Source organism: Nonomuraea sp. NPDC052116 (assembly GCF_040680035.1).
GTDB lineage: Bacteria > Actinomycetota > Actinomycetes > Streptosporangiales > Streptosporangiaceae > Nonomuraea > Nonomuraea angiospora_A.
Window position 1 is genome coordinate 217,669 of sequence record NZ_JBFAWA010000004.1, and the last position, 12,576, is coordinate 230,244.

Annotated in this window: 12 protein-coding genes; 3 read left to right on the top strand and 9 right to left on the bottom strand. The window is 69.9% G+C overall.

Going from position 1 to position 12,576, the window contains the following annotated elements; translation table 11 throughout:
- The first annotated feature begins 326 nt into the window (after positions 1 to 326).
- Genes AB0L65_RS09075 through AB0L65_RS09085 form a run of 3 tightly spaced genes read left to right on the top strand, consistent with a single transcriptional unit; the run spans position 327 to position 2,907 of the window.
- The gene (locus AB0L65_RS09075) at positions 327 to 1,001 is read left to right on the top strand and encodes a response regulator transcription factor (RefSeq protein ID WP_355197335.1); all 675 of its coding nucleotides are present in this window, start codon (positions 327 to 329) and stop codon (positions 999 to 1,001) included.
- Positions 998 to 2,410: a HAMP domain-containing sensor histidine kinase gene (locus AB0L65_RS09080; protein WP_364242260.1), complete on the top strand. Its 1,413-nt coding sequence runs from the start codon at positions 998 to 1,000 to the stop codon at positions 2,408 to 2,410. The genes AB0L65_RS09075 and AB0L65_RS09080 overlap by 4 nt, the downstream gene beginning before the upstream one ends.
- Positions 2,407 to 2,907, top strand: coding sequence for a hypothetical protein (locus tag AB0L65_RS09085; RefSeq protein WP_364242263.1), 501 nt, complete (start codon positions 2,407 to 2,409; stop codon positions 2,905 to 2,907). The genes AB0L65_RS09080 and AB0L65_RS09085 overlap by 4 nt, the downstream gene beginning before the upstream one ends.
- Here the strand turns inward: AB0L65_RS09085 and AB0L65_RS09090 are convergent, their stop codons facing one another.
- The 9 genes from AB0L65_RS09090 to AB0L65_RS09130 form a co-directional block, all read right to left on the bottom strand.
- A complete protein-coding gene (locus AB0L65_RS09090) occupies positions 2,908 to 4,227 on the bottom strand; it encodes a PhoH family protein (protein ID WP_355197337.1) in 1,320 nt (439 codons plus the stop codon).
- A gap of 206 nt (positions 4,228 to 4,433) precedes the next feature.
- Positions 4,434 to 5,195 carry an isoprenyl transferase gene (locus tag AB0L65_RS09095; protein WP_350725689.1) on the bottom strand — a complete coding sequence of 254 codons (762 nt, stop codon included), beginning with the start codon at positions 5,193 to 5,195 and terminating at the stop codon, positions 4,434 to 4,436.
- A gap of 51 nt (positions 5,196 to 5,246) precedes the next feature.
- Positions 5,247 to 5,747, bottom strand: a complete 501-nt coding sequence (locus AB0L65_RS09100) for a hypothetical protein (RefSeq protein WP_364242267.1) — start codon at positions 5,745 to 5,747, stop codon at positions 5,247 to 5,249.
- 122 nt (positions 5,748 to 5,869) lie between these two features.
- Positions 5,870 to 6,301: a hypothetical protein gene (locus tag AB0L65_RS09105; protein ID WP_364242270.1), complete on the bottom strand. Its 432-nt coding sequence runs from the start codon at positions 6,299 to 6,301 to the stop codon at positions 5,870 to 5,872.
- The gene (locus AB0L65_RS09110) at positions 6,298 to 7,143 is read right to left on the bottom strand and encodes a DUF692 domain-containing protein (RefSeq protein WP_364242273.1); all 846 of its coding nucleotides are present in this window, start codon (positions 7,141 to 7,143) and stop codon (positions 6,298 to 6,300) included. The genes AB0L65_RS09105 and AB0L65_RS09110 overlap by 4 nt, the downstream gene beginning before the upstream one ends.
- A gap of 1 nt (position 7,144) precedes the next feature.
- Entirely contained in the window at positions 7,145 to 8,044 is a 900-nt protein-coding gene (locus AB0L65_RS09115) for a TIGR04222 domain-containing membrane protein (RefSeq protein ID WP_364242276.1), read from the bottom strand.
- Positions 8,045 to 8,190: 146 nt separating this feature from the next.
- Entirely contained in the window at positions 8,191 to 9,984 is a 1,794-nt protein-coding gene (locus AB0L65_RS09120; protein ID WP_364242279.1) for a phosphoenolpyruvate carboxykinase (GTP), read from the bottom strand.
- A 248-nt stretch (positions 9,985 to 10,232) separates the two neighbouring features.
- The gene (locus AB0L65_RS09125; RefSeq protein ID WP_364242282.1) at positions 10,233 to 10,754 is read right to left on the bottom strand and encodes a hypothetical protein; all 522 of its coding nucleotides are present in this window, start codon (positions 10,752 to 10,754) and stop codon (positions 10,233 to 10,235) included.
- A gap of 630 nt (positions 10,755 to 11,384) precedes the next feature.
- Positions 11,385 to 12,542 (bottom strand): C40 family peptidase, encoded by a 1,158-nt coding sequence (locus AB0L65_RS09130; protein WP_364242285.1) that lies wholly within the window; start codon positions 12,540 to 12,542, stop codon positions 11,385 to 11,387.
- Positions 12,543 to 12,576: the final 34 nt, after the last annotated feature.

Here is a 12,576-nt window from a genome sequence, read left to right on the forward strand (position 1 = left end):
GCGCGCCGGGGGAAGGTCTTCCTTCGGCGGGCGCTCACTCAACTGCGGACCAGGGCTCACGAACCATGAGCTTGCCCTGTACTGGGGGGTGGTTCGCAACCGAAACGCGGGAATCGCTTGGGACCCCGTTGGCTAACTTGCTGGTAACCGTGGCGTTTCCGAAATAGTGTGATATTGCTCACACAAAGGACAGCTCGCCCTCGGAGGCCCGCAAACCGAAGGGGGCCGCTCCCAGGCTGCCTCGGTCACTTCCGTGTCCCATCTGTGACACGTCACAGTTTGGTGACTTAGTTCGGGCATTCGGGACATGGAATAATAATTTGTGCGTGGCAGGCATCCTCCTGGTTGAAGACGACCCCTCGGTGCGTACGGCTCTCGAGCTGGCGCTGACCCGTCAGGGGCATTCGGTCACCTCGTACGCGACCGGTGAGGAGGCACTCGACCACATCAGGGCCCGCCGCCCGGAGATCGCGATCCTCGACGTGATGCTCCCCGGGATCGACGGGATCGAGGTCTGCCGCCGGGTACGCAAGCTCGACCAGCTCCCCGTCATCCTGCTCACGGCCCGCGGCGACGACCTGGACGTGGTGGTCGGGCTGGAGGCCGGCGCGGACGACTACGTGGTCAAGCCGGTCGAGCCCCGGGTCCTGGACGCGCGCATCCGCGCCATCCTGCGCAGGGCCGAGTCCGCCGCCTCCGATCGCATCACCTTCGGCGACCTCGTGATCGACCGGGGCGCGCTCAAGGTCATGCTGGCCAACAAGGAGATCCATCTGACGCCGACCGAGCTGCGGCTGCTGCTGGAGCTCGTACGGCACCCGGGCCAGGTGCTCAACCGCCGCTACCTGCTGCGCGAGGTCTGGGACCACACGCACATCGCCGACTCGCGGCTGGTGGACGCCTGCGTGCAGCGGATCCGGGCCAAGATCGAGCCGAGGCCGGCCGAGCCCGTGTTCATCCACACGGTGCGCGGGTTCGGCTACCGCTTCAGCCCTCCGTGATCCCCCTGCCCACGGGACTGCGCGCCCGACTCGTCATCACGTTCACGCTCGTCGCCGTCACCGCCTCGCTGCTGGTCGCCACCATCGGCTTCGAGCTGGCCAAGACGGCCCTGGTGACCCGCGAGGAGAACACCTCTCTCGACCTCGTGATCAGAGAGCTGGGCAGCATCACGTTCCCCATCGGAAAGCTCGCGCCCGGCGAGGCCGCGCCGACCATCAAGGAGCTGGACCGGGTCGCCGCCGCGCTGAGCGGGCCGGGCCGCAGCGTGATCGTCGAGTACGGCACGTTGGTCTCCACCGAGGGGCCCATGACCCTGAGCGACGTGCCCAACGAGCTCTACGGCCGGGCCAAGCAGAGCGTGGTCACCCAGCGCAAGGTCATCCGCAACCAGCTCTGGCTGATCGTCGGCGCCGAGGTCTACCGCGACGTCGACGGCGCTCCCCAGGCCACCGGGCTGCGCGCGTTCGCGTTCTTCCCGATGCGGGGCGACGAGAACCAGCTCAACACGCTCAGGGCCACGCTCGCCCAGGCCGGCGCCGCCATCGTGCTGATCGCGCTGGTCGTGGCGCTGCTGTCGGCCAGGCAGGTGCTGCTGCCGGTCAGGCGGCTGAGCGCGGCCGCGCAGGCGCTCGGCCAGGGCCGGCTGGACACGCGCCTGCCCGTCCACGGGCAGGACGAGCTGGCCGAGCTGACCTCCAGGTTCAACGACGCGGCCGCGGCGCTGGAGCTGAGCGTGTCCGAGCTGCGCTCGCTGGAGGCCATGTCACGCAGGTTCGTGGCGGACGTCTCGCACGAGCTGCGCACGCCTCTGACCGCCATGACCGCCGTGGCCGACATGCTCTCCGAGGAGGCGGGCCGGCTGCCGGCCGCGCCGGCCGAGGCCGTCCGGCTGGTCCTCAGGGAGATCGAGCGCCTGCGCGAGCTGGTCGAGCACCTCATCGAGATCAGCCGCTTCGACGCGGGCACGGCCACGCTCAACGTCGAGCCGGTGAACGTGGCCGACGCCATCGCGGACTGCCTGGAGGTGCGCGGCTGGACCGATCAGGTGGAGGTGAAGGCGTCCCAGGGCTTGACGGTGAACCTCGACCCGAGGAGGTTCGACGTCATCGTGGCCAACCTGGTCGGCAACGCGCTCAAGCACGGGCAGCGACCCGTCATGGTGAGCGCCAGAGGCACGGAGAACGGCCTGGAGGTGAAGGTGCGCGACCACGGCAAGGGCATCCCGCGCGAGGCGCTGGCGCACGTCTTCGACCGCTTCTTCAAGGCCGGCGCGGGCCGGGCCCGCAGCCAGGGCAGCGGCCTCGGCCTCGCGATCGCCAGGGCGAACGTCCACCTCCACGGCGGCACGATCTCCGTACGCCTGCAGAATCCCGGCACGCTCTTCACGGTCTGGCTCCCACACTCATGACCCGCGCTCTCGCCCTCGCTCTCCTGCTCGCCCTGACGGCCTGCGGCATCTCGCCCACGGACGTCCAGGACCGGGGGAACGCGCCCACCATCAAGATCCCGCCGCCGTCCAAGACGATCTTCCTGATCAGGAACGGCAAGCTCGCCCTGGAGGCGGCCGACGTCGAGAACGACACCGTCGCCAGCCTGCTCGGCGCGCTCTTCGCGGCCTCCTCGCAACCTCTGGACGGCGGCCGGGACACCGCGCTGCGCGGGTTCACGTACCTGGGGATCAAGGACTCGCTGAACCCCGTGCAGCGCGACGAGGTCCAGCTGCCCCGCACCTCGACGCTGACCGTCTACGTCAGGGGCGACGGCACGCTCACCAGGCTCGGCATGGCGCAGATCGTCTGCACGGCCCAGCAGGACGCGGCGTACGAGATGGTGAAGATCGTCCGGGAGAACGTGAACCGCCCCTCCAAGTCGGAGGGGCAGCACACCTGCGGCGAGCTCAAGTGATCACATCGTGATGTCCTCGAGCATCTCCGTCACCAGCGCCGCGATCGGAGAGCGCTCCGACCTGGTCAGCGTGACGTGCGCGAAGAGCGGGTGGCCCTTCAGCTTCTCCACCACCGCGACCACGCCGTCGTGCCGGCCGACGCGGAGGTTGTCGCGCTGGGCCACGTCGTGGGTGAGCACGACCCGCGAGTTGGCGCCGATCCGGCTCAGCACGGTCAGCAGCACCCCGCGCTCCAGCGACTGGGCCTCGTCCACGATCACGAACGCGTCGTGCAGCGACCGGCCTCGGATGTGCGTCAGCGGGAGCACCTCCAGCATGCCCCTGTCGAGCACCTCCTCGATCACCTCGGGCGAGGTGATCGCGCCGAGCGTGTCGTAGACCGCCTGCGCCCACGGGCCCATCTTCTCGCCCTCGGTGCCCGGCAGGTAGCCGAGCTCCTGGCCGCCCACGGCGTACAGGGGGCGGAAGACGACCACCTTGCGGTGCTGGCGGCGCTCCAGGACCGCCTCCAGGCCCGCGCAGAGCGCGAGCGCCGACTTGCCGGTGCCGGCCCGGCCGCCCAGCGAGACGATGCCGATCTCCGGGTCCATCAGCAGGTCGAGCGCGATGCGCTGCTCGGCGGAGCGGCCGTGCAGGCCGAACACCTCGCGGTCGCCGCGTACGAGCTTCACCGACTTGTCCGGCTGCACCCTGCCGAGCGCCGAGCCCTTGGCCGACAGCAGCCGCAGGCCGGTGTGCGCCGGCAGGTCCCTGGCCTCCTCGAGGTCGGCGCTGCCCTGGTCGAAGAGCACCTCGACGTCCTCCGCGGTCACCTGGACCTCGGCCATTCCCGTCCAGCCCGACTCGTGTACGAGCTCGGCGCGGTATTCCTCGGCCGCCAGGCCGATCGAGGCCGCCTTGACCCGCAGTGGCAGGTCCTTGGACACCAGGACCACGTCGCAGCCCTCGGCGGCCAGCGAGCGGGCCACGGTCAGGATGCGGGTGTCGTTGTCGCCCAGGCGGAACCCGACGGGCAGAATCGACGGATCGCTGTGATTGAGCTCAACCCTGATCGTGCCGTCCCCCGTGGGCATCGCCTCATCGAGCCTGCCGTACTGGATGCGCAGGTCGTCGAGGTAGCGCAGGGCCTTCCTGGCGAAGTAGCCGAGCTCGGGATGATGGCGCTTCCCCTCCAGCTCGGTGATGACCACGATCGGAAGAACCACGTCGTGCTCGGCGAAGCGTGTCATTGCCGCCGGGTCGGCCAGGAGGACCGACGTGTCCAGCACATACGTGCGCTTGGCCGACAGGTGAGTAGGGTTGCTCGAGGACACTGCCACACGTTCTCCCCCGGGCGCCCATAAGCGCGAGCGCCCTGCAGACGAGGCGGGAATCGGACCGGACCCACATCCCCGACCGCGAGCTGCCGTCGGCGCCGGGTACCGGCCCCCTCGGCAGATCTTGGTGCAAAGGCGGGCCCTCTCCGAAATGTCCGGCCTGCGGTCGGACATTTACTACGTTACGTTCTGAATGCCCCGTTGTCGCGTCATGAACCGTAACGTCGGTGTCTCGCAGCGTAGTCGCGCAGCGCCCGCAGGAAATCCACCCTGCGGAAGTCAGGCCAGTAGGCCTCGTGGAAGTAGAACTCAGAGTGAGCGCTCTGCCAGAGCATGAAGCCGGACAGGCGCTGCTCGCCCGAGGTCCGGATGAGAAGGTCCGGGTCGGGTTGGCCGCGAGTGTAGAGATGCTCCGCGATGTGCTCCACATCGAGCACCTCGACGAGGTCCTCGATGCTCGCCCCTTTGCTCGCTTGCTCCTGGAGCAGTGAGCGCACCGCATCGGCAATCTCACGCCTTCCTCCATACCCAACTGCAACGTTCACAATCAGGCCTGGACGGTGTGATGATGCTTCCTTTGCGTTTTTCAGGACATTCGCCGTGCGGTCCGGCAGCAGATCCAGCGCGCCGACCGGGCTGATCCGCCAGCCCTCGTCCACCAGCTCCTGCGTCACGTCCTCGATGATGCGCAGCAGCGGCTCCAGCTCCTCCTTCGGCCGGTTGAGGTTGTCGTTGGACAGCATCCAGACCGTGACGACCTCGACGCCCGTCTCACGGCACCAGTTGAGCAGCTCCGAGATCTTGTCCGCGCCCTTGCGGTGGCCGCTGGCGACGTCACGCATGCCCATCGCGCGTGCCCAGCGGCGGTTGCCGTCGATGATCACCCCGACGTGCCGGGGGATGATGTCCTTCGACAGCTTGGACTCCAGCCTGTGCTCATACAGCCGGTAGACCAGATCGCGCAGGCCCACGGAGTGCCTCCCCAGCGGTTGCCTTCGGTCGCATGACCCAACAGGCAATTATCACCGCGAATCGCCCGTGCCTGCTCCGTCTAGCGGATTCCTCGCCAGATCTCTACCTTCCAGACATCCTTCCGCCTCATCCACAAGGCTCCGGACGAACACCGACAGCTCCGACGACGTCAGCACCGCCCGCATGCCCACGCCCGTCGAGCCCCACGCCTCCACGTAGGCCCTTCTGGTCAGCCGCCACTCGCCGTCGGCGGCCTGCCACACGGGGATGGTCCTGAGCTGGCAGCGCAGCTCCCCGCCGCCCACCAGGCCCGCTCTGGTGCGGTAGCGGAAGGAGAAGAGCTCGCTGTCCGGGTCCTCGTCAGGGAACCTGTCGTCGGGGTCGGTCCACCGCCTGGCCGCTCCACGTCCCTGCCGGGCCTCGTCCACGCCGCGCGCCAGGCGCGCGAGCAGCCAGCCGCACCGCTCTCCGACGCTCCCGTACGGCGTGCCGTCGCGACGCAGCTCGAGGGTGACCTCGTACGGCGTGCCGATGCTGTCCTTGCATGCCACTGGCGTGACGGTCAGATAAGAGCCGTCGACACAACGCAATCCCCCCATTCTCTGACGGTTTCCGGACGAATGCCTGCTAAACCGGCTATCCCTGATCCACCCCTGGCCGGTTGCGGCCACGCTCAGGGCAGGAATCGCGACCACCAGCGGGGTTTGGGCGGCGGATCGGGCATGCGGCCGCGCTCGCGCAGCCAGGCGGCGAAGTCGTCCGCGTCGGTGCGGTAGTTGGGCGGCGGCTCGCTGCGGGACCGCGCGTAGGCGGCGAACTCCGCGGGCAGGTCGGGGCCGGCCGCGGCGGCGGCGTCGGGCCGGATCCTGGCCACGATGCCGCGCCGCTTGGCGACCAGGCTCGACGCCTGCACCCGCATCCGCTCCGGGTCGAACCCCTGGGGCAGCTCCGCGCCGGCGACGAGCGCCGCCACGACCTGCCCCTGCGCCTCGGCCAGCCGCCGCCGCGCCTCCCCCAGCCCCTCGGCGCCCGACACCGCCGAGGGGACGTCAGCCGTCACCGCGGCCGGGGCTTCGGGGGCCGGGGAGGGGTGCGGGTCCGTCATCCGGGCTCCCCGGCCGCGGACATCGCCGCGCGGATCCTGGCCAGCTCGTTCCCCAGGGCGGCGTCGCTCGGGTACTCGTCGTCCCACTCCAGCAGCACCCCCGGCGGGGTGGCGCGGGCGCACAGCTCCGTGAGCAGGTCGAGCACCGGCTCCGGCGCGGAGGTGGTGTGGGTGTCGTGCCAGATGCCGTGGTGCTCGTACCCGCCGGCCACGTGGACGTACGCGAGGTGCTCCAGCGGCAGCGCGTCGAGCGCGTCCGTGGCCGACAGCCCCAGGTTGAACTGGTTGGTGTAGAGGTTGGCCACGTCGATCAGCAGCCCGACCCCGGTGCGCTCGACCAGCTCGGCGAGGAACTGGGCCTCGGTCAGCTCGTCGTCCGGCCAGCCGAAGATGGCGGCGACGTTCTCCAGGGCGAGCGGCACTGGCAGCGCGTCCTGGGCCCTGCGCACGTTCTCGGTGATGACCCGCAGGGATTCGCGGGTGCGCGGCACGGGCAGCAGGTGCCCGGCCTCGATGCCGCCGCCCCGTACGAACGCCAGGTGCTCGCTGACCAGCGGCGCGTCCAGCGCCTCCGCGCAGGCGGCCAGGTGGGCCAGCCGGGCCGGGGAGGGCGGCTCGGCGCCGCCGACGCCGAGCGACACCCCGTGCGGGACCACCGGCAGCCCCCTGGTGCGCAGCACGCGTAACGACTCGGGGAGGTCGGCCGGCCTGACGTTCTCGGCGACGACCTCGAGGAAGTCGACGCCGGGCATCCGCTCGATGGACAGGTCCAGCTCGGCCCGCCAGCCGATCCCCACCCCCAGCTCGACCCCGGTACGCTGCCGTGCTCCCGGCTCGGCCATGTCAGCTCCCTCCTCCCCCGCAACCGCCGCCGCCGCAGCCGCTCCCGCCGCCGCAGCTCGACGAGCTGCCGCAGCTTCCTCCGCTGCTGCTGCATCCACTGGATCCGCTGTAGCCGCCACCGTACGTCGCCCGCCGCCCGGGCCGGCGCGCCGCCCTGGCCGCGCGCAGGTCGGCCTTCACCTGCGCGCCCGGACCGTACAGCGCGGTGTGCACCCGCCCGCCGCCCGAGCCCAGCGGGTGCGTCTTCCTGGCGTTGCCGAGCCGCTCCACCCCATGGGCGGTGAGCTTGTGCCGACGGGACTTCCGGCGGTTGGCGATGGCGGCGGCCGCGCCCGTGCCGGTGATCGCCAGGGCGATCAGCGAGAACGCGAGGAGCGGCTTCGTGCCCTCGGTGACCACGGTGACCACGGCCGCCACGACCCCCGCGAAGGCCAGCGCCGACACCACCTGAAGGCCGGCGGCCAGCCGGTCGAGCCGCCGGGCGCGGTCGCCGGGCAGGACCAGGCCGTCGTCCGTGAGGTGGCGCTTGAGCTCGTCCATCGCCAGGCTCCTGCGCACCTCGGTCTTGAGCGCGGACGCCGTGAGTCCGGAACGGTCGGCGACGGTGGCCAGCACCACCTGCTCGACGGGGTCCCGCGACACCGACCGCGCGTGGACGCTGTGCACGTGCCCCCCGCGTGCCACGCGCAGATCTCCCGAGCCGGTCAGGAGAGCGATGGCCGTGCCGGCCACCTGCTGCGGGCCGCCCGCCAGATAGGCGATCTCGTAGTGGCTCAGTTTCCGGCCCATGGCGCGAGTACGGGACGTCGTCGGGACGGCGCGCTCGCGTTTGAATGCGGAGGCGGTGGTTAAGGCTGTCGCGGCCAGAGCCACCGAAAGGATCAGCAGGAACAGGTCCATTTAGGCCTCCCTCCGTACAGCCGAATAAGGCTGGTTATCGGAAGGACGCGTAAGGCAGAGGTAAAGGTTTCGTTCTGCTCATTTAGATTATTCGAATTTCGTCGGCGGCTCCGCCTCGAGTGGGACGGAGCCGCCGTACCGCACTGTCAGCCGAGGCGGTCCAGCAGGGCGTTGTACTCGTCCCACAGTTCCTTCGGCAGATGCGAGCCGAACTTGTCGAAGTGGGCCGGGATCAGCGACGCCTCCTCGCGCCACACTTCCTTGTCGACCGACAGGAGGGTGCGCAGGTCCTCCTCGGTCAGGTCCAGGCCCTTGGTGTCGAGGTCGGCCGGCAGCAGGCCGATCGCCGTCGGCACGGCCTTGGCCTCGCCGTTGAGCCGGTCGACGATCCACTTGAGCACGCGGCTGTTCTCGCCGAAGCCCGGCCAGATGAATCTGCCCTCGGCGTTCTTGCGGAACCAGTTGACGTAGTAGATCCGCGGCAGCTTGGCGCCCTTGCGGCGGCCGATCTCCAGCCAGTGGTCGAAGTAGTCGCCCATGTTGTAGCCGCAGAACGGCAGCATGGCGAACGGGTCGTGGCGCAGCTCGCCGACCTTGCCCTCGGCCGCGGCGGTCTTCTCGGAGGCGACGTTGGCTCCGAGGAAGACGCCGTGCTCCCAGCTCAGCGACTCTGTGACCAGAGGCACGGCGGTGGCGCGGCGACCGCCGAACAAGATCGCTGAGATGGGCACACCCTTGGGGTCCTGCCATTCGGGTGCGATGGTCGGACACTGGGCGGCGGGAGTGGTGAAGCGGGCGTTCGGGTGGGCGGCCGGCTCGTCGCCGCCGGGCGTCCAGGAACGGCCCTTCCAGTCGGTCAGGTGCGCCGGAGGCTCCTCGGTCAGCCCCTCCCACCACACGTCGCCGTCGTCGGTGAGCGCGACGTTGGTGAAGATGCTGTTGCCCCAGAGCGTCTTGACCGCGTTGGCGTTGGTCACCTGGCCGGTGCCGGGCGCGACGCCGAAGAAGCCGGCCTCCGGGTTGATCGCGTAGAGGCGGCCGTCGTCGCCGAAGCGCATCCAGGCGATGTCGTCGCCGATCGTCTCGACCTTCCAGCCCGGGATCGTGGGCTGGAGCATGGCGAGGTTGGTCTTGCCGCAGGCGCTCGGGAAGGCGGCCGCGACGTAGCGGGTCTCGCCGGACGGCGGCGTGAGCTTGAGGATCAGCATGTGCTCGGCCATCCAGCCCTCGTCGCGGGCCATGGCGCTGGCGATGCGCAGGGCGTAGCACTTCTTGCCGAGCAGGGCGTTGCCGCCGTAGCCGGAGCCGTACGACCAGATCTCGCGGGTCTCGGGGAAGTGGCTGATGTACTTCGTCGAGCTGCAGGGCCAGGGCACGTCCTGCTGACCGTGCTCCAGCGGCGCCCCGACGGAGTGGACCGCCTTGACGAACTCGCCCCTCTGCTCGATCAGGCGGAGCGCCCTGTCCCCCATCCTGGTCATGATCCGCATGGAGACGGCGACGTACGGAGAGTCGGTGATCTCGACGCCGAGCTGCGAGATCTCGCCGCCGAGCGGGCCCATGCAGAACGGCACGACGTACATCGTGCGGCCGCGCATGCAGCCCTTGAAGAGCTGCCGGAACGTCCGGCGCATCTCGTCGGGCGCGATCCAGTTGTTGGTCGGGCCCGCGTCCTCCTCGCGCTCGGAGCAGATGAAGGTACGGTCCTCGACCCTGGCCACGTCGCTGGGGTCGGACTTGGCGTAGAAGCTGTTGGGCCGGGCGGCGAGTCGCGTGAACGTCCCCTGATCAACGAGCAGGTTGGTCAGGCGCGTCCACTCCTCTTCGGACCCGTCGCACCACTCGATCCGGTCTGGCTGGGTCAGGGCGGCGATCTCGTTCACCCACGCGGCCAATTCGCCATTGCTGGTCGGTGCGGGCACTTCCACGGAAACGGACACGACTGCGACTCCTCCACTGTCTCAGGGCCCAGTCATCATTAACGACGAAGCGGCATGAAAGCCAATTGGCATAGACCTGTTGGCCTGACCGTCGCCGCAGGCAGCGGCCCTGACGATTGGTGGAGCCTACCCAGCCCGAGCAGATTTAAAAGAGAATTAACATGCAGTGGTCCAGTCCAATTCCGATGGTCTAAACCAATTTCCCCAGTGGTTTAGTCCATTTCCGCGCCCGTTTCCGCTGCGTGGTCTCAGGAATTGATGTCGGGTCCCTCGGAGCGAACGCGGTCGACGTGCTGGAGCGCGTCCCGCAGGTCGGCGAGCCATGTGTCGGTGTGCTTGCCGACCAGACGTACGCACCAGGCGAGCGCGTCGCTGCGACTCCTGGCCACTCCCGCGGCCACGAGCGTGTCCAGAACCTGCCGCTCCGTCTGGCGCAGCCGGGTCATCACGGGCACGGAGAGTGTGGTGAACATCACAGTCTCGCCGCCGCAGACCACACCCCAGGACACCTTCTGCCGGAATTTGCGCTCGGCCTCCCGGGCGATCTCGATCCGCCGCTCGCGCGTCTCCTCCCTGAACCTCCTGGCCAGCCCCTCGACCAGAGCGGCCCGCTCGGCCTCCGGCACGTCGTCCGGGGGGTCGGGGAGGGCGCCGAGCACCGCGATCTCCTCGCGGTCCCTGACGATCTCGGGCGCACCGGTGAACCAGCCCTCGGGCAGCCGTCCGGTGAACCAGCCGTGAATCTGCGCGGTGTCGTCGTCTGTTGCCATGTAATCACCATTACACAGTTGCACGCGAAATGCACGCCTCCGGGGCCGCGTTTATGCACCTCACCGCCCCCTCCCCCCTCATGCCCACCTCCGGCCCCACCCGCCCCGGAAGGGCTACGCCGCGAGAGTGCTCACGGGGTCCCGATCGTGCGCGCCCCGCCACAGCCTCCCGACGCCACCACCGCATCCACCCACGCCATCGCTGGCCCACCCCTGAGCAACGGGCGCGGGCGCAGCGGCACGGCGCACGCACGGCTGCACGGCTGCACGGCTGCACGGCTGCACGGCTGCACGGCTGCACGGCAGAGGCACGGCTGCACGGCGGGCGCATCGGGGGCGGGCCGTCGGTCTCGCGGGCCTCGCGGGTGGGCCCGGGGTACACGATGCGGCGCCCTCCGGGGTACGCGCCGTCCGCTGCCCAGGCGCGCCATGCCACCATCCGCCCGCAGCATCGCGCCGCGGCCCCAGGTGGTGCGACGCCGTGCGCGTGTGGGCGGCGTCAGGCGGCTGGGGGCCGGGCGTCCGAGGTCGGGGCCGATGGGGTGGCGGGCCCGACCGGAGCCGACCGGCCCAAGGGTGGGCTGGCCGGGAGGCAGGGTGGCCGACGGGACCGGGGGCGGATGGGTGGGGTTAGCGGACCTTGGCGGCGGCGACGGGGCTTACGCGGACGACGCCTGCCAGGTTGCGGGTGTGCACGGGCGAGATCTTGACGACATCGCCGGTACGCGGCGCCTGGATCATCTTCCCGTTACCCCAATAAATCGCTACATGGGAGATGTAGTCGGGATTAGTAGGGTCGAGGCGCCAGAAGATCAGATCGCCCGGCTGCGCCTGCGACAGCGGAACCTGCGGCCCGGCCACCCACTGCTGGTGCGTCACCCGGGGCATCCGCACCCCCGCCTGGGCGAAGGCCCACTGGACCAGGCCGGAGCAGTCGAAGGTGTCGGGCCCCTCGGCGCCCCACACGTACGGCCGGCCGAGCTTGGAGGCGGCGGCCTTCAGCGCCACGGTGATCTGCTCGCCCGTCATGAACGACCCGGAAGGCCAGGTACGGGTCGGAGTCTGCGGCTGCGGGAGGACCGGGTTGACCATGGCCACCTGCGTGCCCTTGGGCAGCCGCTTGAGGATGGCCCTGCGCAGCGTCTCGGAGTTGGTGTCGGGGGCGCTCACGATGAGGGCATTGTCGCGCGGGAGTCCTAAGGTCCGCCCCACGTTCTTGGACACGACGGCGTCCACCGCGCCGAACCCGGTGGTGGCGTACGCGCCGATCCGCAGCGTCCCGGCCGGGCTCGCCACGCGCCGGTGCAGCGCGAGCCCGCCGTCGTTGCCGAGCACGAACGACACCGCCACGTCACCCGCCGCGACGTTCTGCCAGAGCGCGTCGGACGAAGCGGTCACCTTGGGCGTGTACGAGCGGAACGTGGACGGATTGACCGCCAGCGTCTGCACCCGCTTGTCGTCGAGCATGACGGACGCCGCGTCGGCCAGCTCCAGGGCCCGCACCCCGCGCAGCTTGGCCACCTTCCGTAACAGCTCGTTGGTGAACGGCTTGCTGGTCAGCACGAACAGGTTGGGCTTGTGCAGCTTCTTCAGCGGCTCCACCGGCTGGACGGTGGAGACAGGCGGCGGTTGCTGCTGCCCCTGCTGCTGTTGCGGCCGTCGCTGCGCCAGCGGCGTCTGCTTGAGCGTGGCCTGGGCGCGTACGGGACCGACGTCCTGCCCGGATCGCGCGAGCAGCAGCACGTCGGCGGTCAGCACCGCGACCAGCGCCACCACGATGAACGGCACCAGCTTGTACGTGTTGCTCCGCTTACGAGAGTTG

Bases quoted from the DNA above. Each gene is read 5' to 3' on its own strand.
- AB0L65_RS09085 (WP_364242263.1), top strand. From the start codon at position 2,407: ATGACCCGCGCTCTCGCCCTCGCTCTCCTGCTCGCCCTGACGGCCTGC.
- AB0L65_RS09105 (WP_364242270.1), bottom strand. From the start codon at position 6,301: ATGACGGACCCGCACCCCTCCCCGGCCCCCGAAGCCCCGGCCGCGGTG.
- AB0L65_RS09110 (WP_364242273.1), bottom strand. From the start codon at position 7,143: ATGGCCGAGCCGGGAGCACGGCAGCGTACCGGGGTCGAGCTGGGGGTG.
- AB0L65_RS09115 (WP_364242276.1), bottom strand. From the start codon at position 8,044: ATGGACCTGTTCCTGCTGATCCTTTCGGTGGCTCTGGCCGCGACAGCC.
- AB0L65_RS09125 (WP_364242282.1), bottom strand. From the start codon at position 10,754: ATGGCAACAGACGACGACACCGCGCAGATTCACGGCTGGTTCACCGGA.